The organism is Sedimenticola thiotaurini (assembly GCF_001007875.1).
Lineage (GTDB): Bacteria > Pseudomonadota > Gammaproteobacteria > Chromatiales > Chromatiaceae > Sedimenticola > Sedimenticola thiotaurini.
Genome location: NZ_CP011412.1, coordinates 1,903,027 through 1,926,233 on the forward strand (window position 1 = coordinate 1,903,027; position 23,207 = coordinate 1,926,233).

21 protein-coding genes and 1 tRNA gene are annotated in these 23,207 nt (G+C 54.3%); 2 read left to right on the forward strand and 20 right to left on the reverse strand.

Annotated features, from left to right (window positions below; all coding sequences use genetic code 11):
* Positions 1–7 precede the first annotated feature (7 nt).
* The 5 genes from secF to queA form a co-directional block, all read right to left on the reverse strand.
* Complete coding sequence (gene secF / locus AAY24_RS08675) at positions 8–946, reverse strand: protein translocase subunit SecF (protein ID WP_046861148.1); 939 nt, start codon at positions 944–946, stop codon at positions 8–10.
* 14 nt (positions 947–960) lie between these two features.
* A complete protein-coding gene (gene secD, locus AAY24_RS08680; protein WP_046859349.1) occupies positions 961–2,814 on the reverse strand; it encodes a protein translocase subunit SecD in 1,854 nt (617 codons plus the stop codon).
* A gap of 90 nt (positions 2,815–2,904) precedes the next feature.
* A complete protein-coding gene (yajC, locus tag AAY24_RS08685; protein WP_046859350.1) occupies positions 2,905–3,237 on the reverse strand; it encodes a preprotein translocase subunit YajC in 333 nt (110 codons plus the stop codon).
* A gap of 179 nt (positions 3,238–3,416) precedes the next feature.
* Positions 3,417–4,511, reverse strand: coding sequence for a tRNA guanosine(34) transglycosylase Tgt (gene tgt, locus AAY24_RS08690; RefSeq protein ID WP_046859351.1), 1,095 nt, complete (start codon positions 4,509–4,511; stop codon positions 3,417–3,419).
* A 183-nt stretch (positions 4,512–4,694) separates the two neighbouring features.
* Complete coding sequence (gene queA, locus AAY24_RS08695) at positions 4,695–5,726, reverse strand: tRNA preQ1(34) S-adenosylmethionine ribosyltransferase-isomerase QueA (protein ID WP_046859352.1); 1,032 nt, start codon at positions 5,724–5,726, stop codon at positions 4,695–4,697.
* A gap of 101 nt (positions 5,727–5,827) precedes the next feature.
* Between queA and AAY24_RS08700 the strand changes: the two genes are divergently transcribed.
* Both AAY24_RS08700 and AAY24_RS08705 read left to right on the forward strand, forming a co-directional pair.
* A tRNA-Leu gene (locus AAY24_RS08700) sits at positions 5,828–5,914 on the forward strand.
* A 733-nt stretch (positions 5,915–6,647) separates the two neighbouring features.
* Entirely contained in the window at positions 6,648–7,451 is an 804-nt protein-coding gene (locus AAY24_RS08705) for an SHOCT domain-containing protein (RefSeq protein WP_199930538.1), read from the forward strand.
* A 235-nt stretch (positions 7,452–7,686) separates the two neighbouring features.
* Here the strand turns inward: AAY24_RS08705 and AAY24_RS08710 are convergent, their stop codons facing one another.
* The 15 genes from AAY24_RS08710 to AAY24_RS08780 form a co-directional block, all read right to left on the reverse strand.
* Positions 7,687–7,899, reverse strand: coding sequence for a hypothetical protein (locus tag AAY24_RS08710; RefSeq protein ID WP_199930539.1), 213 nt, complete (start codon positions 7,897–7,899; stop codon positions 7,687–7,689).
* A 26-nt stretch (positions 7,900–7,925) separates the two neighbouring features.
* Complete coding sequence (locus AAY24_RS08715) at positions 7,926–8,717, reverse strand: glutathione S-transferase family protein (protein WP_046859355.1); 792 nt, start codon at positions 8,715–8,717, stop codon at positions 7,926–7,928.
* Between the two features lie 26 nt (positions 8,718–8,743).
* Positions 8,744–9,448, reverse strand: coding sequence for a glutathione S-transferase family protein (locus AAY24_RS08720; protein ID WP_046859356.1), 705 nt, complete (start codon positions 9,446–9,448; stop codon positions 8,744–8,746).
* 150 nt (positions 9,449–9,598) lie between these two features.
* A complete protein-coding gene (locus AAY24_RS08725) occupies positions 9,599–9,799 on the reverse strand; it encodes a hypothetical protein (protein ID WP_046859357.1) in 201 nt (66 codons plus the stop codon).
* 86 nt (positions 9,800–9,885) lie between these two features.
* Entirely contained in the window at positions 9,886–11,067 is a 1,182-nt protein-coding gene (locus AAY24_RS08730) for a fatty acid desaturase (RefSeq protein WP_199930540.1), read from the reverse strand.
* Between the two features lie 230 nt (positions 11,068–11,297).
* Positions 11,298–12,401: a 2Fe-2S iron-sulfur cluster-binding protein gene (locus AAY24_RS08735; protein WP_046861150.1), complete on the reverse strand. Its 1,104-nt coding sequence runs from the start codon at positions 12,399–12,401 to the stop codon at positions 11,298–11,300.
* A 53-nt stretch (positions 12,402–12,454) separates the two neighbouring features.
* Positions 12,455–13,132, reverse strand: coding sequence for a glutathione S-transferase family protein (locus tag AAY24_RS08740; protein ID WP_046859358.1), 678 nt, complete (start codon positions 13,130–13,132; stop codon positions 12,455–12,457).
* A 43-nt stretch (positions 13,133–13,175) separates the two neighbouring features.
* Positions 13,176–13,358 carry a (4Fe-4S)-binding protein gene (locus AAY24_RS08745; RefSeq protein WP_046859359.1) on the reverse strand — a complete coding sequence of 61 codons (183 nt, stop codon included), beginning with the start codon at positions 13,356–13,358 and terminating at the stop codon, positions 13,176–13,178.
* 64 nt (positions 13,359–13,422) lie between these two features.
* A complete protein-coding gene (locus AAY24_RS08750) occupies positions 13,423–13,791 on the reverse strand; it encodes a group I truncated hemoglobin (RefSeq protein WP_046859360.1) in 369 nt (122 codons plus the stop codon).
* A 446-nt stretch (positions 13,792–14,237) separates the two neighbouring features.
* The gene (locus AAY24_RS08755) at positions 14,238–14,885 is read right to left on the reverse strand and encodes a response regulator transcription factor (protein ID WP_046859361.1); all 648 of its coding nucleotides are present in this window, start codon (positions 14,883–14,885) and stop codon (positions 14,238–14,240) included.
* Positions 14,872–16,917: a PAS domain-containing sensor histidine kinase gene (locus AAY24_RS08760; RefSeq protein ID WP_199930541.1), complete on the reverse strand. Its 2,046-nt coding sequence runs from the start codon at positions 16,915–16,917 to the stop codon at positions 14,872–14,874. The genes AAY24_RS08755 and AAY24_RS08760 overlap by 14 nt, the downstream gene beginning before the upstream one ends.
* A 1-nt stretch (position 16,918) precedes the next feature.
* Positions 16,919–18,118 (reverse strand): acyl-CoA dehydrogenase family protein, encoded by a 1,200-nt coding sequence (locus AAY24_RS08765; RefSeq protein WP_082117089.1) that lies wholly within the window; start codon positions 18,116–18,118, stop codon positions 16,919–16,921.
* Positions 18,119–18,653: 535 nt separating this feature from the next.
* Complete coding sequence (locus tag AAY24_RS08770; RefSeq protein ID WP_199930542.1) at positions 18,654–21,026, reverse strand: bifunctional diguanylate cyclase/phosphodiesterase; 2,373 nt, start codon at positions 21,024–21,026, stop codon at positions 18,654–18,656.
* A 63-nt stretch (positions 21,027–21,089) separates the two neighbouring features.
* Positions 21,090–21,824 (reverse strand): substrate-binding periplasmic protein, encoded by a 735-nt coding sequence (locus AAY24_RS08775; protein WP_046859364.1) that lies wholly within the window; start codon positions 21,822–21,824, stop codon positions 21,090–21,092.
* Positions 21,825–22,006: 182 nt separating this feature from the next.
* On the reverse strand, positions 22,007–22,912 hold the full coding sequence (locus tag AAY24_RS08780; RefSeq protein ID WP_052761153.1) for a hypothetical protein: 906 nt from the start codon (positions 22,910–22,912) through the stop codon (positions 22,007–22,009).
* Positions 22,913–23,207 lie beyond the last annotated feature (295 nt).

Below are 23,207 nucleotides of genomic sequence, written 5' to 3' on the forward strand. Positions count from 1 at the left end.
ACGGAAATCAGGGCTCCGCGTCTACATTTGCCCCCTCTTTCACCACCGGCATCAGATCCGCCTTGCTGATACCGAGCATCAAAGCGGCAGTACTGGCTACATAAATCGAGGAGTAGGTGCCCACCAGAACCCCGACAATCAAGGCAAAGGCGAATCCGTGAATAATCTCCCCACCAAACACAAACAGTGCCGTCAGCACCAGCAAGGTGGTGAGCGAGGTCATCAAGGTACGTGACAAGGTCTGGTTCAGGGAGCTGTTAACAATCTCCACTGCTGTACCCTTGCGCATCTTGCGGAAGTTTTCACGAATACGGTCGAAAACAACAATGGTGTCGTTCAGCGAGTAGCCGATCACCGCCAGCACCGCCGCCATCACAGTGAGATCAAACTCGATCTGGAAAATGGAAAAGATACCCAGGGTAATAAGCACGTCATGCACCAAAGCGATAACCGAGCCGAGGGCGAAACGGTATTCGAAACGCAGCGCCACATAGACCAGAATCCCAATCAGCGCATAGAGCATCGCCAGACCACCATCCTCGGTCAGCTCATCACCCACCTGGGGGCCCACAAACTCAACCCGGCGCAGCGTCGCCTCACCGGCATCGGCCTTTTTGAGGGCAGCAAAGGCGCGGTCACTCATCTTGGCGCTGTCCTCTTCCGCATTAGGCGCCAACCGAATCAACACATCCTTTGAAGTACCAAAGTGCTGCACCTGGGCATCACCAAAGCCGTCCGCAGTCAACACATCACGAACCTTGGAGAGCTCCACGGCATCCTGATAACCAACCTCAACCAGGGTACCGCCGGTAAAGTCGATACCAAGACTCAAGCCCCTAACCAAAATCGAACCGATAGCGATCAGCACCAGAGCCACCGACAGGATTACGGCCAGCTTGCGCTTGCCCATGAAGTCGATTTCGCTTTTTCTCTTAAAAATCTGCATCAGAGTCATCCAAATCAGATACTGAGTTTAGCGACACGCTTGCCGCCATAGATCAGATTGACCACGGCACGGGTTCCCACAATCGCGGTAAACATGGAGGTGAGAATGCCGATAAACAGGGTCACGGCAAAGCCTTTGATGGGCCCGGTACCGAAACTGAACAGCACCACCGCAGCGATCAGTGTGGTGATATTGGCGTCCACGATAGTTGACAGCGCCTTCTCATAACCGGCAAAGATGCTCGCCTGGGGCGTACTGCCGTTGCGAACCTCCTCCCGGATACGTTCAAAGATCAGTACATTGGCATCCACGGCCATACCTACCGTGAGTACGATACCGGCGATACCCGGCAGGGTCAGGGTCGCCTGCAGCATGGAGAGTATCGCCACGATAAAGACCAGGTTCATCAACAGGGCCAGATTCGCCACCAGGCCAAATACCTTGTAATAAACCACCATGAAGACCATCACTACAGCCAGGCCAATCACGACCGAGGCAAAACCCTGGTCGATATTATCCTGCCCCAGGCTCGGGCCGATAGTACGTTCCTCCACAATATCGATTGGCGCGGCCAGTGCGCCCGCTCGCAACAGCAAGGCCAGATCATGGGCCTCCTCCGGGGAGTCCAGACCGGTGGTCTGGAAGCGACGACCAAAGGGTTCGAGGATATTGGCGACGCTGATCACCTCCTCCACCTGAACCTTGCGGGTGACCGGTTTGCCATCCACCATGCGGGTCTCTTTACGGGACTCGATAAAGACCACCGCCATCGGCTTGTTCACGTTCTCCGTGGTCACGTTGCGCATGCGCCGGGCACCCTGGCTGTCCAGGCTCACCGACACCATCGGGCTGCCATTGCGGGAATCGAATCCGGATGAAGCATCGGTGATCTGGTTGCCGGTGACGATCACGCGCTTCTTCAGCAGAATGGGTTGTCCGTCCCGGGTGTAGTAGAGCTTGGATCCAGCTGGCACACGCCCGGCAAGGGCATCCTCCACACTGTGTTCCGTATCCTGCAGCCGGTACTCCAGGGTTGCAGTAGCACCCAGCAGCTCTTTCAGTTTGGAAGGATCCTGTACACCGGGCAGTTGTACCACGATGCGCCGCTCGCCCTGCTGTTGAATCACCGGTTCAGAAACACCCAGTGCATTGACCCGGTTCCGCAGCGTGGTGATATTCTGGTCCAGGGCGAACTTCTTCACCGCACGCTGCTCGGTGGCACTCATCTTGGCCTGGACCAGGAATTCACCCCCCTCGTCCAGGGCCGTTAGCTGCAGATCGCGATACTCATCACCGATCGCCTCCAGTGCCTGATCACGCAGGGCTGCATCCTTAAAGGTCACCAGGATGGCATCCGCCCGGTTGATCACCCGGCTGTAACGGAGCTTCTCATTCCGGAGCAGGGTACGGATATCACCGTTATAGCGCTCGATCGCCTGTGCCACCGCCGCATCCATATCCACATCGATCAGCACGTGGATACCGCCCCGCAGATCCAGACCCAGGTACATGGGCAGAGCGCCCATGCTCTGCAGCCAGCCCGGCACGTCAGTAGAGAGCGTCAGGGCCTGGGGATAATCAGCGCCAAGCGCCGTCGCCAGGACCTCTTTGGCCTTCAGCTGGCTTTCTGAGTCAGGAAACCTGACCAGTAACCGATCCTTGCCGGCTTCCATCGACTTTATTTCGACATTTGCCTTATCAAGGGCTTCACGAACGGCCTGCTCGGTTGTTGAATCAACCACTGCCCGGCGACTGCCGCTGATTTCCAGGGAGGGGTCCTGATCAAACACGTTCGGCAAGGCATAGACCAGACCTAACAGTACCAGCACCACTACGAGGATGTTCTTCCAGAGAGGATATCGGTTCATCGTTGCTTGTTGTTGTGTAAGCGCTACGGGGTGGACCAGGAATGGCTGGCGTCACCGATAAAACAGCCGGCCACAAGGGCCGGCCAGTGATTAAAGCTCTTTCAGGGTGCCTTTCGGCATGATGGCGGCCACCGCCTGTCGGCGAATCTTGACCTCGACACCTTCGGCGATCTCAACTTTGACGAAGTTCTCACCCAGATCTGAAATCCGCCCCATCAATCCGCCTTCGGTCTGCACTTCATCCCCTTTGGCCAGGGCCTCGATCAGCTTCTTGTGCTCTTTCTGACGCTTCATCTGGGGACGGATCATCAGAAAATAGAGCATGATGATCAGGCCGACCGGCAGGATCAGGCCTTCCAATCCAGGTGCGCCCGCACCGTCGCCAGCAGCCTGAGCCATGGCATCTGAAATAAAGAAACTCATGGTTTTCTTACCTTATTAATAATGGTCAAAAATGTATCGACTCCGTACAAACCGGGCCTGTACAGGAATCACAAGCCGGGCATTATGCCACACTTGTTGGGATTAAAGAATTTATGGCGCCACACCTGCCTACCAGAGTTGATGCCAAGACCACTACCTGAGGCCCGGCAACAGGGATTTCAACTGCGCATGGCGTAAAAATCCTGCGCGAACGCCTCAAATCGGCCTTCAGAAATGGCCTGACGTATATCCCGCATCAACGACTGGTAATAATGAAGGTTGTGGATAGTATTCAATCGGGCGCCGAGAATTTCATTGCAGCGGGCCAGATGGCGCAGGTAGCTACGACTGTAATTCTGGCAGGTGTAGCAGTCACAATGGGGATCCAGGGGACCGGTATCATGCGCGTGTACCGCGTTACGGATGCGCACCACACCTTCATGGGTGAACAGGTGGCCATTGCGCGCATTGCGGGTGGGCATGACGCAGTCGAACATATCGATGCCACGCCGCACAGCCTCCACGATATCTTCCGGCGTACCCACCCCCATCAGGTAGTGGGGCTTATCCGCCGGTAACCGGGAGGCGAGGTAATCCAGCACCCGCCAGCGGTCGGCGGGCGGCTCCCCCACCGAGAGCCCACCCACGGCGTAACCATCGAAACCGATCTCCATCAGCCCTTCCAGGGACCGTCCACGCAGGGATTCATAGACGCCACCCTGAACAATACCAAACAGGGCCGACGGGTTATCCCCATGCGCCTGGCGACTACGTTCCGCCCAGCGCAGGGAGAGCTCCATGGAGGCCCGGGCCTCCGCTTCCGTGGCCGGATAGGGCGTGCACTCATCGAAGATCATCACGATATCCGAGCCGAGCTGGCGCTGCACCGCCATCGACTCCTCCGGCCCCATGAAGATACGGCTGCCATCGATGGGCGAGCGAAAATGGACCCCGGCCTCGGTAATCTTGCGCATCGCCCCCAGACTGAACACCTGGAAACCACCGGAATCGGTCAGGATGGGGCGCTCCCAGTGCATAAAATCATGCAGATCGCCATGGGCCGAGATTATCTCGGTACCCGGCCGCAACATGAGATGGAAGGTATTGCCCAGGATGATTTCAGCGCCGCAGGCATCCAGTTCCTCCGGCGTCATCGCCTTCACGGTGCCATAGGTCCCCACCGGCATGAAAGCGGGTGTCTGTATGGTTCCCCGGGGGAAAGTGAGTTGCCCCCGGCGGGCAATACCATCGATCTTTGAGACTTCAAAAAGCATGATTTATATCAACATAAATGGTTTTTAATTTCTTGACACACCGCAGCATATATTAGAAACTACGCAAGTACTGAAACACAAGCAGTACACACTCCTCCATCCTCCTTTGGTGGATCAATTTACGCGGCAATCCACTTGCCGCGTTTTTTTTGCCCGGAATAAATGGTCAATCAACCAAACGGCTCACGAATCTTCCGGGCGCTCCAGAAACATCGCGTCTCCATAACTGAAAAAACGGTAGCGTTGATCCACCGCATGACGGTAAGCCGCCATAATCCGCTCATAGCCGGAGAAGGCCGCCACCAGCATCAGCAGGGTGGATTCCGGCAGATGGAAATTGGTTAGCAGGGCATCCACGCTGCGGAAGCGGTAGCCGGGGGTGATAAACAGCCGTGTGTCGCCACGGAATGGCTCAATCGCCCCGTTCCGGGAGGCGGACTCCAGGCTGCGCACACTGGTGGTACCCACAGCAACCACCCGTCCACCCCGCTCCCGGGTCGCCCGCACCTGGTTGCATACCGCCTCGCTCACTTCCGCATACTCACTATGCATCACGTGATCTTCCAGACGATCAACCCGGACCGGCCGAAAAGTACCCGCTCCCACATGCAGGGTGACACAGGCGCGCTGGATTCCCATGGCGTCGAGCCGGGCCAGCATGGCCTGATCGAAATGCAGGCCTGCGGTGGGCGCGGCCACCGCCCCCTCCTGCCGGGAGTAGACCGTCTGATAACGCTCCTCATCTATCGCCTGATCGGCGCGACTGATATAGGGGGGCAACGGTATATGCCCAGCCTGGCGCATCAGATCCGGCAACTCCACGTCACCGGAGGAGATAATAAACAGATCATCCTGACGCCCCAGGATCTCCAGCACACCGCCACCTTCCAGCAGTATGCGGCTACCCGCCCTGGGTGACTTGCTGGCCCGGATATGGGCCAGACCCCGGTTCGGCTCCAGCACCCGTTCAATCAACAGTTCAACCTTGCCGCCGCTCTCCTTGGCACCAAACAGTCGGGCCCGCATCACCCGGGTATCGTTGAAGACCAGCAGATCGCCTGGATTAAGCAACGAGGGCAGATCAACAAACAACCGGTCCATCGGAGACGCATCGCCAGCCGGCAGGTGGAGCAAACGGCTGTCCCGCCGGTTTCCGGTGGGAAACTGGGCAATCAGCTCTTCGGGGAGATCGTAATGGAAGTCGCTTCTCTGCATGGGGGGCGCATCTTAACATAGACTGGCAAAGCGCAAAGCGTTCTGTCACCCCTGGGGATTGCACTGCCCCATGAAACGATTATACTACCGGTCTTTGATCTGCCGGGGTGGTGAAATTGGTAGACACAGGGGATTCAAAATCCCCCGGGGGCAACCCCTTGTCGGTTCGAGTCCGACCCTCGGTACCAATCATGAAAAATCCGCTAAACCATTGAGATTTAGCGGATTTTTATACGCTTGTGGTACACGCTGTTTATTGTTGTCATCCGCTATGCATCTGCCTAACAGTTGCAAGCAGGTCGATAAATCATGCTTACTCTGGATTCAACCCTGCTCCCCACCACTACCACCTGACTTAGCTCCACTTCTTCACTTGATCAATCATTTCGAACATTACCTCAGCTGAAGCAGTAGTCTAGGCTGTTAAATTCCTCCCACTTCCCTTTTCCTGAAGGGATAGCTTCGACACTAACCCACCCATCTCCTGTATCTTTTCTCGTGATGGTTACCTTTATGACAATAAACTTCTTTCTGTAACCACTAAAAGGAACAATTTGATTATAATGTTGAGGTTAATGTAATCTACATCCCACAATAACTACACCATATTAGGACAAGGAAAGTGCTAACGATGCTCCCCTATAGATACTCTGAAGAAAGCAGAGAAAGATTTAGACAGACGCCTAAAGCAGATCTGCAACCAGCCAGCCTCAATTGAACCTGACTAGCCAACTTAATCAGACACCAATCGAGCGGCCGTCTATAAAGATCAGGAATAATAACGTTAGAAGGCCTAGGGACTAGTTAATATTTCCGTCGCACTGAATATTAACCCAGCCTGATTACAAATAGTTGATCTGCGTGCATCAAACGACTTGCCTTTGTATTGAATAGATAATCAATAAATCAGGAATTCAACCAGTGAAATACAGACTTAATAATATGTTCAGCCAACCCTTATTTAAAATTTCCTTTTACGCAATGTCAGTATTGACGCTTTACGGTTGCGCAAACAGTGCTAGTCATCAAGTGATGAAAAAGGAGAAAGCTGGAGATGAATACCTTACATGTCGGGAAATAGACAGAGAAATACGAAAAGCCCGGATTGTTATCCGTGGAGTAGAACAAGATAAAGAGGATATGACGGGTGATGATGTAATTGATGGTCTTTTATGGTTTCCATTCAACGTTATTGCCAAGCAATCGAACTACTCAAGCGCCATAAAAGCAGCTGAAGGTAGAATTGAACACTTAACACTACTAGAAGTACAACAAGGCTGCCGCGACAACATAGCAGGATCAAGTAAAACGGGGAGGGCTGATGGAGCAGACTTAGAGGTTGCTAACCAGTTACGGCAACTTAACTCGTTATATAAATCCGGAGTACTGTCAAAAGAAGAATATATAATTAAAAAGAAAAACATTCTTGATCGTATCGGAAACGACCAAAGTGAAGAGAAGTATATGTCTCACACTGAGTCCACCTATAGCAATTCTGCAGACTATCCGCTCATGCAGAAAGCAATTGATACTACCGCTAAAAAAGACACGCCAAAAGAATCAGGTAAACATCTCTATCAAGCAGAGCAGCTTGCTGTGGATAGAGAATGTACTCCTGTGGATTTTATGGTTAAGGATTCTACAAAAGACTTTTACAGCGCTAACTGTCAAAACGGCTTAAAGATAATTAGTTGTGAATGGGGATCATGTGCCTTTGTTGACTAGCCATGAGAGTCTAAGCATTACCGTTAGTGTTGTTGACAGTCCTGTAACTGCCAGCCTTAAGTAGTCCACAGGGCTTCGGTGATATCCTTTACCCAACCCACCGAGATACCTGCCGGGTATACAACAATCTAGACCAAGACCGACAGCCGGTATTAAACCAGGCTGTCGGGCCTTTTTCATTTTCAGATAACAGGCCTGATTTCAAGCCCCGAGCCTGAAACACCCAAAGGCATCCCTAAAACAGGTGCGCGCGCTTGTTGTCGCTCATCAGGGCAAACTTCAACAAGCGCAATTCAGATTCGGGCATGCAGCTGTCTGGCTGGTCAGCCGTGGCCATCATCCAGCGATTGACGACGTCCAGTGGTACATCCAGGTGTCGTGCCACATCCGCCTCGTTCAAGTGCATATCCTGCATAAGGTGAACCAATTCAGTACTGGTGGACGTCATCCCATCTCCTCCCCGAGGTACGCTGATTAATAGTCGGTGATTACCACGTCTTTCAGCCGCTTGCCCCGGATGTCCTCCAGTGTGGGCATCAACTCGTAGGCCACCACGTTCTGCCCGGAGAAGCTCTTATGGGTCTTGATCCGCTCAAACCAGGCGTTCAGATTCGGCCGCTGCTCAACCAGGTCTGCTTCTCCCAACAGGGTCAACAGGTGTATGTAAGCGGTCCAGTGGATATCCGCGTAGGAGTAGTCACCGACTACAAACGTCTTGCCATCGAGTTGCGCATCAATGGCATCCAGTGGGCCGCGAAGCGCTTCCCGTGCAGCCTCCACCGCTGCTCGGTCCGTGCCATAGGCGGTATTAGCCATCGGACCGAGCACCTGTTCCTGCATCAGCAGCTCAACATGGGGTGCCACATTGGAACGGGCTATGTCGATCCAGTAGGTCTGCTCCGCCAGTCTGGCGGCATTGCGTGGGGCGAGACGATTACCCAGCCCACGACCCTCGATAAAGGTGACAATCCCCAGGTCGCCGGTCACGGTGTAGTGCGCCTCTTTCAATGCCGGAATAATGCCCAGTGGGGAGAGCTTGCGATACGCCTCACTCTTCTGCTGGGCCTCGGTAATATCCAGTACGCCACTCTCCACCTCGATACCCTTCTCCGCAGCAACCAGCAGGCACTTGAGCGTATCCGCATCGCCGGGGAACCCGAGCAACTGCATCACGTATTGGGTCTTTTTCATATCGCCGGTACTGCCGTAACGCTGATCGGAGTCCAGGTTGGTGGCGCCGGACCCGAAGGCAAATAGATCTGTCATGCTGTTATTCCTCCCGGATTCTCTATTCAGGCAACCGACTTGAGCTGCTTCTGTTTGACGTCGTCCAGTGACGGCAGACTGGCAAAGCTGTTGCGCGCCTGCATCCTTCCGTACCATGCCTTGAGATTGGAATGGGATTCGATCAGTGCTCCCTCATCCATCAGCATGCAGAGATGGGCAATAGCGGTCCAGTAGATATCGGCAAAGGAGTAATCCCGGACGATAAAGTTTTTCCCGGCCAACTGCCTGTCCAGTACCTCCATAGTCTCTGACAGGGTTGTGCGGGCAGCGTAGACTCGCCCGGCATCGGCACTAAAGCCGCTGCTGTTCATGGGACCACACACCTTCTCCTGCATCAGTACATTCACCGCCGGCCCCGCGATCTCCTCCGCGACCTGCACCCAGTGATTCTGCTCACCGAGGAACGCTGCTTTCTTGGGGTTCAGGGAACCACCCTGGCCACGAATGTCCAGGTAAGCCAGGACGGCTGGCGCACCGGAAGTTACGAATCCGCCCTCCTTCAGACAGGGACACTTGCCGAATGGTGAGATGGAGCGGTAGTCCTGCTGGTCGCAGGCACCATCCATCACGTCCAGCAGCTCCACATCAAGCTGTATCCCCTTCTCCGCGGCCATCAGCAGACACTGGTCGGTGTTGATATCACCGGGAAAGCCACGCAACTGCATACGTGTTTGTCTGTTGGCCTTTTTTTTCTTTCCGAAAAAAAACATTTCCTCACCTCTTTATAATCATGTGCACAGTTCGGAGGTTGGTTACTGCATTAACCCTGACTCCGGACCTCTTTCTGTCTCTCTCTCATTATCTGATCTGTCGCTATACGACGAACCCGACTTACTGGTCGGGTTCGTCACGGCACCTGTCTATTCCCACTTAAAGGGTTCGTCTTTTGCGATGGCAAAAAACAGCCAGACATCGGTGATCAGCAGCGTCAGGAAAGCTACTGAAGTACCCAGTGCCCAGAGTGGATCCCGGTGGTACTCCCCGACATTAAGCTCCAGCGCACCCCAGGCCACGATTGCAGTCAGTATGGCTACCGCCAGAATACCTTTGAATGAACTCATCTCTCTCTCCTCTTTTCTGATCTGCGGCGATGGGGCCATCCTGGCCGGCCCATGCATCCCTGCACCCTCGCCATTACCCATTGCCGTTACGCAGTCTGGGCGGCGGTTGGCATATCCACCCAGCCGGCTTTACGGTTCATCCGCTCAGCAATGCGACGTTCGCCTTCACTGGCCATCTCCTCATCCCATTTCGCCAGTTTCGGCTTGATGAATGCTTCCCACATGGGCGGCACCAACAACATGGAGAACATGGCAAAGTAACCGATGCCGGTATCTGGCGCGCCCACCTCTTCCAGTTCCCAGAAGTGGGTCTCTCCCCGATCATGGTGATCACCCTGGCGACCGATTTCGATGAAACCGAACTGGGTGAACGGTGACTCACCCACATCCCAGGAGTGGCGGTACTCGATCGGTTGACCTTTTTCACGGATCAGGCCGTAGTGCTCCAGGAAGTTCAGCACCTCAAGTTCAAAGCCTGAGATGATCCAGGTGATGGCCATGATGCCCAGGCCGGTCCAGCCACCGGCATACCAGAACATGAACACCGTTGGCAGGCTCATCATGTAACCGCGGATCCAGCGATTCTGCGGTGAGATAAAGGGAATACCACGACGCTGCAGACGCTGCTGTTCCATCTTGAACAGGAAGCGCGACTGACCAAAGTGGGACAACAGGTAATGCTTGTAGATGTTACGTCCCCGCGGGCAGGTTGCGGGGTCATCCTCATGTGCCAGTTCCAGATGATGGTTGTAGACATGGGCATAGCAGAAGTGGGCAATCCCGCTGAGGGCCATCATCCAACGCGACAGGATAAAGGTCGGCCCCTTGGTATGGGACAGCTCATGACCGAACATGATACCCAGGCCCAGGAACATACCGGCGGAGATTGACGCACCAATCAGGTTGACGCCGCTGATGCCGGTCTGGATGGTAAGCCCCATCACTTCCATGGTACCGAACGGTACACCGGAAACGTACTCGTAGACTCGCCACACCAGTGACACTTGTAACAGCACAAACACCGGATACTGGGCGTACATCATGGTGTTCAGCAACCAGGGTATACCATTCAGCTCGCCATTCTCATCCACCCCAGCCGGTTCCGCATGCACCGGTAATACACTGAGCAGCCAGTCGAGAATTATCGCAGCACCAAACATGGCTACGCCGAGCCACACCCAGGTACCGCCAGCTACGATACCGAGCATGGCGCCGATAATCAGCGCCGGCGTCATAAAGTATCTTAGATTGACGAAGAATTTTTTCATTTATCCACCTCCTCTATATTTATTGGCATCTAAAAAGTTACAAGAGGATGGCGGTCATACCTATACGTAATACCACATGATTTATTTAAAAAATTATCATTTCCGGAGAATTTCTATCATGCGGTTAATAAGCAAAGGGCATCTGTCGAAACATGGTTTCGACGGATGCCCCGATGGAGGAAAAAAATAGCGCTGTTTTGTGCTAATAAAAATGCATCAGCGGATCTATATCAGGCACGCCCACCCGGCATACTGCTGGCGTCAAGGAATTTGTCGAAATAGATATTGGATTCATCAACACCTTGTTGCTTGAGCACCTCTATGGCCGCATCAATCATTGGCGGCGGCCCACATAGGTAGGCCTGGGTGTTGACCCAGTCGAGGGACTGACTGGCAACCTCATCAGTCACCATCCCGCGCAAGCCGGTCCAGTCACTATGCTCGGGCTCTTCGGACAGCACCGGCAGGAAACGCAAACTGCCACTGCCGTTGCGCGCCGCCTCCAGTGCCTTCAGTTCGTCCAGACAGTAGAGATCCTGCTGGGTTCGGGCACCGAACAGATAGACGGTCTCACGTTGGCTACCACTGTTGTTGGCCTGTTCCAGCAGGGCCATGATCGAACTCATGCCGCTACCACCGGCAATGCAGATAACCGGTCCTTCACCCTCCCGCATCCAGAATGAACCGTACGGCCCCTCCACCGTGACCCGGCTTCCCACCCGGTTCTCGGCGAACAGCCAGCCGGTTAACTCACCGTTGGGGACTTTACGAACAAAGAAGGTGAGTTCATTCTCCCGCTCATTCTCCGGTGCCCGGGCAAATGAGTAAGATCGGGGTTTTTCAATGCCCGGAAAGGAGATATCGGCGTACTGGCCGGCCCGGTAACCATATCCATCACCACCGGGCTCGGCAGCATGTGGAAACGGCCCGTCGAGCTTGATGGTCAACTCCATAATGTCATGGGTAAGCAGACGTGTACCTGCCAGCACACCCGTAACCGATGAGACTGCGCCCCCGGCATCCTGATTGGAGGCCAGCGCCACCTCCACAATCACATCACTTTTGAGCTGCGTCTGACAGGCCAGGATCATCCCTTCCCTGAGTTGATCCCCATCCAGGACATAGGAGAAATCAGACAGCTCCTTGATTTTGCCCTGTTTCAGCTGGCAGCGGCAGGAGCCGCAACTTCCGACCCGGCAATCATGGGGCCAGTTCAGGCCGGCGGCCAATGCCGCTTTGAGGAGATTATCTCCCGCCTTGATCTGTACCCTTTCTCCAGCCGGGAGAACCTCCGCCGTGAAGTCCTGCTGCTTCTTTTTCAGAAAACCAAACATGATTACCAACCACCACTCAGAGTTGCGTTAAAACCGCACTATTCCAGTCACATTCAGACATTGATGGTGACGGATTTCAGCCGATTATTTTTAATCTCATCCATACTGGGCAGAATAGTGGAAGCGATGAAGTTCTCCTTACTGGTACTCTTGTGCGCCTTGATTTTTTCCCACCAGGTCAACACCGCCTCTCGTGATTGGATCAGATCCCCATGGCCGGTGATCATGCAGGCATGCACATAGGGCGCCCAGTGCAGATCCGCCATGGAAAACTCGCCAACCAGGAAGTCGCCACGATGCTTCTTGCTCTTCAGGGTATTCTCCATTACATCGAATGCCGCATTCAGAGTGGCTACCGCATCATCGACACCTTCGTTGGTCAGCAGTTGGTTAACCGCCGGCGCCACCGTTTCGTTGGCAATATGGATACATTGATAATGCAGCGCCCGCACCACACCATTACGCGGCACCAGTGAGGGGCCAAATCCTTTGTCGTCCAGGTAGGACATGATGGCCGGTGTACCGCACAGGGTAAAGTCCACATCGCGCAGACAGGGGATGGTGCCAAAGGGAGACATGCTGCTGATCTCCTGGGTGGCAGTGTCGCTTACTGCGATACTGTCAATATCCACACCTTTCTCACCCGCCGCCATCAGACACTTCAAGGTATCGGGGTCAGAAGGAACACCATACAGTTTCATTTTGCTACTCAGATGATCGCCTACAGACATACTCAATCCTCCAATATTATTTTTTTACAGATCGCGCTTGGCCCTACTCCTGATATCGCAGTGCACCGGAAGGGCATTGAGCTGCAACACGCTTAATCTCTTCTTCACTTGCCGCCTGCTCATTTATGACGAAACTGCCGTCTTCGATCTTGAATACCTGCGGCAAACCCGCTACGCACTTTCCTGCGTGAGTACAAACCTCCGCATCCCATGTCACTCTGCTCATATGCATCTCTCCTGTTGTTGCCAGATCTCGTCTGACGCTGCGCAATAGCGGGTTAGAAGATTAATCAGACGTGTACGATCTCGCCTTTCAGCGAGTAGAGAATAGCCAGCACCTCATCCTTCTCCTGCTGACCAGCATCATTTTTAGTCATGGCATCCAGCACATCATCAATAACCGAGTTAAACTCCTGATCATTGATATTCATGCCACGGTGCGCGCTCAACATATCCCGGCCGGTATAGGTCTCAGGTCCACCGGTGCCGGCGCAGAACATCTCCCGCACCAGTCGTTTGACGTTCTCCGGATCGGAGTCGATATAACGCTGCTTAACTACCGGATTGCTGGTGTGGTTGGCCCAGATATCCTCCACAATGGCGGCGATTCCGCTCTGGCCGCCAAGACGTTCGTACAGGCTTGCTTGAGTATTTGACATTATTATCTCCTCCCACTCTGATGATTAAAGGCCGTGACATTGATTGGCGATTTAGATCCTCATGCCCGGCCGCAGTGACACACCGACCGCCTGATTACCTACACTGGCCTCCACCAGTCTGGCTGGCCAGCAGATCAGTTTTTCTGTCAGTGAAATTTAAATTACAGCCCCTGCCGGGGGTGGTAAATACGCATAACTACGTGAATTGAGCTGCGCTCAAAAAGGGGATCAGGAAAGTGATTAACACGCCTGCCGTCAGGATGTTGAAAGATGAAAACTGAGGCGATAAAAAGAGCGATCCGGGGAGAGATAGGGAACTGCCACTTTGTTATCAACGGCGGGGAATCAAAGCTTCCCCGCTACAGGTGAAAAGGCTCTGCTTAATGGCCAACGACCCGCATAGATGCCACTCATCGTGACCGGATCTATCGACACTGGAGAGTGTATCAATTTCCCGCACCAGGGGGGGATACGAACTCCTCATCAGACTCCGCAAGGAGCGCTATTCGCACCACGTCCGACAGGGAATTTGCCTCGAACTTTGCCATGATGCTGGAACGATGTAATTCCACGGTACGAAAACTGATAAACAGCTCTTCCGCAATCTGCTTGTTGCGTTTGCCCGCCACCAGCCCTTCCATCACCTCACGCTCACGGCGCGTCAGGCGCGCCAGACGTTCGGCCGCCTGTTTACGCCATTCGATGGTGCGTCGTCGCTTGGCTTCGCCGCTCAGACACTGGTGAATACGCGCCAGCAGTTCTTCACCGTCAAACGGTTTTTCGACAAAGTCGCTGGCACCCCCTTTCATAGCCCTGACCGCCGTGGGCACATCGGCATGCCCGGTGAGCACAATTACCGGTATTTCAAAGTCCCGTTCTCGCAGGGCTTCCTGCAACTCCAACCCGCTCATATCCGGCATACAGACATCCAGTAGCAGGCAGCCCGGTCCGATTCGATCAAGCGAATCCAGAAACGCCTGGCCGGTTGCAAAGCTTTCGGACCTGATGCCGTCCGACTTGGTAAGAAAGCGCAGCGCCTTACGCACCGGCTCTTCGTCATCAACGATATAAACAGTCTGTTCAACCGATTGCATGGTCTGAATCACTACCCCCCGTCGGTAAAGTAAAACTGAAGGTGGCACCGCCCTGCTTGTTCGATCGGGCCGACAGGCAGCCACCGTGGGCGTCAATAATGGAACGGGAGATCACGAGCCCCATGCCCATGCCATCAGATTTAGTGGTAAAAAAGGGCTCGAATATCTGCTTCAGATTCTCCTCTGTAATACCACTACCGGTATCAATCACCTCAACTAAAAGTTTGTCTGCTTGCGGCTGTGAAGTGCGTATGGTTAAACGACGCCGCTCTTTCTCGGTGTGGTGCATCGCCTCTATACCGTTACGTACCAGATTCAGCACCACTTGCTCGATCAGTATCCGGTCACCACAGGTAGCGGACAGGGGCTCCGATAGTTGCAGACTGACCGGTAACTGGTTCCAGCGCGCCTCCACCTCCACCAGGTTTACAACTGTTCGTACCAGTTCATTCAGTTCAATAGGTGCATAACGCATCTCCTCATTACGCACGAAGTTACGCAGGCGAACCACAATCTCCCGGGCGCGGTTGGCCTGTTGGTTGATATCGGTAAGTGACTCCAGTATCTCTTCCCGGTCACCGGTTCCGGCACGCAACATCTTTACACAACCGGTGCTCAAGCCGGCAATCGCAGTCAGGGGCTGGGCCAGTTCATGGGCGATCTGACTACTCATTTCACCAATGGTGGTTACCCGGGACACATGGGCCAGTTCCACCATGTGTTTCTTTTCACGCTCCTCCACCTGCTTCCGTTCCGTAATATCAGTAAACACCCCCAGGCAACCCACATATTGGTTGTCGGTATCAAAGATCCGTTTCGGTGAGGTGAGGGTATAAATCTTCTCCCCCTGCTTGGTGACCCAGGCGGTTTCATAGCGCTGTACGCCGCTGATCCGAACCGGCTTGGACATGCGTTGACGCATGATGTCGTAGTCATCCTGATGAACAAAATTGAGCAGGTTTTTACCAATCACCTCGTCACTTGAATAACCGAACATGTCACAGAAGCTCTCGTTGACATAGGTAATAAAATGCTGCTCATCGGTCAGGGCCAACGCCTCGCTCATGGTCTGTACCAGCTCCCGGTAACGCCGCTCGCTGATTCGCAAGGCCTCCTCCGCCTCACGCCGCTCCTGCTCGGCCCGTACCCGTCCGCTCACATCCTGAAGAATCACTGTGGCACCCAGTTGGCCGGAACGGTCTACCAGGGAAGAGGCCATCACTTCGATAAAACAGACCGTGCCCACACTGCTGCTGATGTCGAACACTTTTGGCCGCCGCATCCGGGTCGGTGCCACACATTGGGCGATCATGTTGCGCAGCTTCTCCCGATCCGGCTCCGGGAAAAAATCAAACAGTGAGGTTCCCAATGCCTCCCGTTCGGTCAGCCGGAGGATCTGGCTTGCCCGTCGGTTGAGGCCCAAAACCGCGCCCTGGATATCAACATTGAGCACACCAATCGGGGCATGATCCAGCAGTCGATCGAGATAGTGGGTGACCTGAGGCCGTTCCCGCTGCACGTCGCCCAGGCGTTTTTGCGCCGCGGCAATCGAACCACGGTAGGCACGACGCTTTTGCGTCCGGATCACCGTCTCTATCAGTATGCCAGGCAACTTCCCCAGTTCCCCGGTGGACCAGGGCACCACATGATTACCAAGAAAAGGGGCAAACTTGAGCGCCTGCCGGAGCTGTTCGTAGCGCGCCGGTTCCGTCAGTATCAACAGGGGGATATCCCTGCCCATGGAGTGGATGCGCTGCGCGATACGTACCGGCTCTTTCAACTGTACGCCGAGCAGCATGGCATCGACCTGATAATTCATCTGCTCCAGTTCAACGAACAACTGGCCGGCGCTGGCCATGTCATCGAAGCAGAGCTGTTCACCACCCTTGTCGGATAACAGATGCCTCACGTTGAGGTCGACGTTCAGCAAAATGACACGACCGGCGCCGGACATCGACACAGCGGGATCGACCGCCTCTGCACCAGTTGACTGGACTGACGAAAGCTTTCCGGTTGGGTTTTTCCCTGTCACATCAGGCTCCCAGTATCGGTCGACCCAGCAACGTACGCCCGGTCCATACACGCAACAGGTCGGTGGTTGGTGCCATCACATGGGCGGCGCGGGCATCGCGCAGCAGCTGATGCAACTTGGATCCCTCCCGATAGGCCATGCCACCGGTCAGGGTCATCACTTCATTGACCATTTCAACCGCGCATTCGGCCACCTCAGCTTTGGTGGTGAACACCGCCGGCAGGGCGTCCGGATCACCGGCATCAAAACTGGCCGCGGCGTGATAGGCCAGTCGCCGGGTGCGTTCCAGCATGCCCCACAAAGTCCCCAGGCGATGTTGCAGGACCGGCAACTCCGCCAGGCTGGAACCACTTTCTGAATAGTGCCGTTTGATCAGGTGATTGCGCGCTATCTCCAGCGCGGCACTGGCGATTCCCAGGTAGGTACCGGACATGGCCATCAGGAAATAGGGCGCCACCACCTGGAACACATACCAGATCTGATCGCCCTCTTCCCCCAGCAGGTCATTGCGGGGCACCATCACCTGATCCAGATGCAGCGCCCGGGACGAGTTTCCACGCATGCCCAACCCGTCCCAGGGCGGCCCCCAACGGAGGCCCTCCGCATGATTACGGATCACAATGCAGGAGAACTGCCCGGTGGGGGCGTCCGGATCAGCCGCCACGGTGGAAATCACATAGGAGTCCGCATAGGCTGCGTTGGTAACGAAGGTCTTCTTGCCCGTCACCCGATAAAAATCCGGCGACACCGCTTCAAGTTTGGTATTGGGGATATAAAAGTGGGAGCCGGTGCCGGCCTCACTCAACGACAAAGTGGTGAGATGCCGTCCCTCGATAATCGGCAGCAGGTAACGCTCCCGTTGATCGGGGGTCGCCTTGGCCGACAACACCGCCGATCCCACGCAGTGCATACCGAAACACATGGCTGTGGAGGCACACGCCTGACCCAGGATTTCACAGACCTGGGCGACGCCGAACGATCCCTGGCCCAGACCACCCAGCTCCTGGGGTACCGTCAGCCCGCCGAGGCCGGCATCCAGTAAAGCGCGAACACCCGATTCCGGCCAACGCCCTTCCTGATCAACAGCCGACGCATTCGGCGCCACCACATCTTTTGCAATCTCCTGCACCCGTTCCAGGATCGATTCCAGATCCTGAGGATATCCGAACTCCGTTCCTGACCTGCTGTGATTGGAAAGCATGTTGCCATCTCCAGCCAGTTTTGTGCATGACCTACCGGCACTGGCTTATCACCTTGCCGAACCAGGTACACAAAAAATGCTTTTAATCTATTTAGTCCAAATCAGGCTACGGAACGGCAGCAGAGCGATCATATGGACACTGTCAGCTCACGCCGGCCCACTACACTACGATCGTCGTGCCGTTGCAAGCGCGCTATGCACGGAGGCAGAATCCATGCCAACGAGAAGGGGTATGCACAATTATTTTTTCAATTACATGAATCACTGATAATTCGGGCTATATGACGTGTTTTTGCAGTTGCAGCATTGTGCACCGCAGTAACGAACATGTTGCTCTAGTTACATGACAGTCTGCCTGAACAGTGACGCTGATGTTACAGATGAAGAGACGCACTTTCCTGATAGCAGGTAGGTGGCCGCCGGCTGGCATCGACCCGTCAGGAGTGATCGAAAAAAAGATGTTCCACTCCACCGGCAGGAAGTTGACGTTACACACTCCGAGGCCGCGTAATGAATAATCGGGAACCGCCTGTGATCAATGCTCAGTCAGGGTATGACTATCTGTTTTTTTAACCACGCCCGATAACGATCCATGAGACTTTTTCTGGTCCAGCAATCGCTTAAATCCCTCTGCTGTTACCGGCTTGCTAAACAGGTAGCCCTGTACCATATCGAGACCGTTATCCTGTAGGTAGTGCAGTTGTGCGGTGGTCTCCACTCCCTCACCCACCACTTCCAGCTTCAACTGGTGGGCCATATGAATAATGGCGGCGGCCAGCGCAGCATCGTCAGGATCATTGATCACATCACGTACAAATGACTGGTCAATCTTCAGCACATCAAAGGGAAATTTTTTCAGGTAGCAGAGAGATGAGTAGCCAGTACCAAAATCATCAATACTGATACGAACTCCCATCCGGTGCAGTTTATTCAGTATCTCCTGAATCTCGGGCGCATCGTCCAGTAACAGCCCCTCGGTTATCTCCACTTCCAGGCAATGCGCGGGAAGGCCACTCTCTTCGAGTACGGAAGCGATGGTTTGAACAATATTACCGTTTCTGAATTGACGCACTGAGGCGTTGACACAAACCCGGACTGGTGTTCTGCCACTCTGCTGCCAGGTCATTGCGGTATGACAGGCGGTCCGCAGCACCCAGTCACCAATCGGCAGGATCAGCCCGATATCCTCCGCCAGCGGAACAAAAGTATCAGGCGATACACGACCGAGCGTCGGATTATTCCAGCGCAGCAAACCCTCTGCGGCCACGATCTGTCCTGAGCGGGCATCCACGATCGGTTGGAAGTGGAGCTCCAGTTCACGGTTCTCCTGGGCATGCCGCAGTTCGGACTCGATCTCCAGCCGCGCCCTGGCCTGGTTATTCATGGTCTGGGTGAAAAAGCAGAAGCTGTTGCTGCCTTGTGCTTTCGCCTGATACATGGCCACATCAGCGTTCCGCAGCAAAATCTCCGGGCTGTCACTGTCCTCCGGATAGATGGTGATGCCGATACTGGCGGTGATATAGAGCTCCCGGCCATTCAGAAAAAACGGCGCCGCCATGGCTTGTAGCACCTTCCGGGCTATCAGTTCAGCATTCTGTGTCTTCTGGATACCGGGCAGAATAATCAGAAACTCATCGCCACCCAGCCGGGCGACGGTATCCTCCACCCGAATACAGCTCCTGAGACGCTTGGCCGCTTCGACCAGCAACTCATCGCCGAGGGCATGTCCCAGGGTATCGTTGACATTCTTAAACCGGTCCAGATCCAGGAACATCACCACGACGTGGCACTTTTCCCGCTGGGCGGTTACCATCGCTTGTGCTATGCGATCAAAGGCCAACAGGCGATTGGGGAGATTGGTCAGGCCATCATAGTTGGCCTGATGCAGCAGTTGCTCTTCATAGGATTTTCTGAGCGTAATATCCTCATTGACCAGGATATAGCGAATAATCTCCCCGTTTTTATCCAGCACCGGACCGATCTTTACGCTCTCCCAATAGATGGTGCCGGACTTGCTTCTGCTTTTTAACTCCCCCGCCCAGACGCCGCCGCTACGGATGGTTTCCCAGATCTGTTCACTCACCTCATCCGCAGTCAGGCCAGCCGTAAGCTGAGCCGGTTTTTTGCCATACACGTCATCAAGGGTGTAGCCGGATATTTCGGTAAACGTTGGATTGACATATACGATATTGCCATCCGCATCGGTGAGCAGCACTGAACTCGGGCTCTGTTCCACTGTCGTCGCAAAAACCCGCAGATCATCCTCCCGGTTCCGCAGCGTTTTAACCATGTGGTTGATCGATGCCGCCAGGCTGTCCAGCTCATCTGGTTGATGCCTGGCCGAGCGCTTTCGATTCAGGCTGAAAAGCGGAAGATCCTGTTCCTCACCGAACCGGTCAGCAAACTGCTTCAGATCCAGTATGTATCGCCCCAACAGATGATAAAAAAGAAACAGGCTGAACAGCGCCACCAGGGAGGTCTTTAAACCGTTACCAAACAGGATAAACAGGACCCGATCCATGAGACGGTGATAAACATTGTCCAGTGTCCCGATAATAACCAGCTCCCCGATCTCCAGCGTCTCTCCTCGGTGTTGATAGGTGAGTGGGAATCGGGCCGATACTTGATCACGGTCCGGCTGTTGGCCGACCGCCCAGCGCTGCTTCCCCTCCACGTTGACAGCGGCAAACTCAATACTGGAAAGCTTTGTCAATCCTTTCAGTTGATTTCTCACCTGCAGCTCATCCAGAACCCAGACACTCTGTGACACACTATGCAGGCTGCTGTGACGAATCTGCTCAAACTCGGCATCAATGTCGGACAGTTCCTGTTCATAATCGACGCGGATCTGGATGGCCGTAATCACCAGGGTGATGATGGAACTGAACAGTACAATCGCAACAACCAATCGCCGGGCCAGCGGACTCCGTGCTACTTTTGTGACCTGCCCCGATTCCACAGTCATACCGCTTTAGGGTTGAAGTATGCCCAAGGTCTGGTCGAAGATTTTCTGGTAAGTACCATCCTGCTTCATCTCGCGCAGAACCCGTGCCACCTCCGGCACCAGCGCCGCATGTTTTTTGTGCAGATACATAAACTGCTCTTTGGTGGTAAATGGCGGCTCCAGTACATGGTAGTTTTTCAACCCCACTTTTCTAGCCAGCAGTATTCCCTGCCACTTTTCGTACAACCCGACGTCCACCCGGCCCTCTTTTATCAGGCGAAACAGTTGCGTAGGTTCCCCCACCACGCTGACTGCAGCGGCGCTCCGGGTATTGTTTTCGAATATTTTCCAGCCCGTAACATAAGCCACCGTACAACATTGCAGCCGCTGCCAGCCCTCTCCGGCGGGGATATCCTTCATGGAGTAGCCGACAAATTCGGTGTCCATTAACTTCTCGGGCACACGCATCAGATTCGGGTAGTATTTTTCCAGGCCAGCGATGCGCAGCAGATTACCGTCCTCAATGCCTCTATTAGCATTCACCAGGGCACGCTCTGCGGGTAGATTGATGACTTCGAACTCAATACCAAGACGGGCAAACGCCTCAGTGACAAGGGATTCAATGAAACCAGGGGAGTAATCGGTAGCTACCAGTGGAGGACTGATCCCGCTTCCCACTACAATCTTGCCGGCAGCGGAAGCACACAGGGGTATAAACAGCACAACTAAAAAAGCGGCCACTCGCCTACTTCTGAGCCACATCACTCTTCATACTCCCTGTTTTTTTGTGAAGTCGATCACATATTAACACCGATATTCTGTCTGTTAAAAGGGTGATAACAAGCAGGACAGGACAGGCCAGCAGCGGTTTTTCCGCAACCTGACATCCGTAAAAAAGTATTCCCAGGCGGGACAACCGCCTGGGAATCGGTAGAGCGGTTGCCTCAGCGATCCGGATTCATCGCGGCGAAACTGGGATCCTTCCACTCGCCACCCGCAGCCAGAACCAGCGATTTCTGGATCGCCTCCGGTGTGGCCATAATCTGGGTGAAGCCATTCTCGCCCATCATTCTCAGATCAGGAAAATCAATCGCGATACGGAATCGCGGCGCCAGTGCCACCACTTTCCGGCCTACCACCAGCAGTTCATAAGGCAGATGGGGCGTCTGCTTAAGCTCCTTGTGATCAATCACGTCCATTACCCGCTTGTCATTTGCCATCCCGTCAGACAACGCGACGCCAAATACCGCAATATCCGCACGGGGTATATCAATCCGATAGACCTTGCCGGTACCACCGCGCCCTTCAGCAAGGGAACCGGTGACCGCGCGGAGCGCCTCCTGGTGACTGTTGTAACGTGCCAGTTCCAGTGGATCATCGAAGTACTCCATACCGAAACTGTAGTGATATTTACGCAGTTTATCCGGCGTCATCCCCTTCGATCCGAAAGACTCCACGGCCCCCAGGGCGGCCGCCAATTTTTCGCTAACAGACTGTACGTCACCCGATACCCGGTAAGCATGGGCATAGTAGAGCGGGTTGGTGTAGGCGACCTGCAGACCGGACCGGGTCTGGGTAACGGAGACACGCTGGGCCGACAGGTATGCGGCATTGGGTTCTCGCTCAGCCAGCGCAATCAGGTCATCGTTGGTCACTACGATAATATGGGCCTGTTCATAAGGCGTATATTCTCCGATGACTCTGAACTGCTGCCTTTGCAGGGCCTGTTTTACCTGCTCAACGGTGGTTGGAAAATCACTCGTCGAACCGGTGGCCAGAATATAGGGCTTGAGCTTCTCAGCTGCGATTCCGCTGGAAGCCACGCTCAACAAAATCAGAAATGTATACAAAACAAACCTGCAACGGGATCCCGTTGTTCTCATCTCCATACCTCCACTGTTTTTCGCATCGTTCCGGCCACCTATGCAGATTTATCCCGTGGCTCATAATGCGGAGTTTTTCTCTTATTATTTGTGGGACAATTTTGTCTTGCCCCAGGACAGTCAACATTTGTATAGATCTCCCCCCTGAAAAATCCTCACTGAAATAGCTTAACCATAGTCACAATATTGGCATATGGCCATATTAGCCCCTATTAAATGAGAAGCCGGTCCAGTTGCCCGGGGCAGCAGCACCACCGCTCCC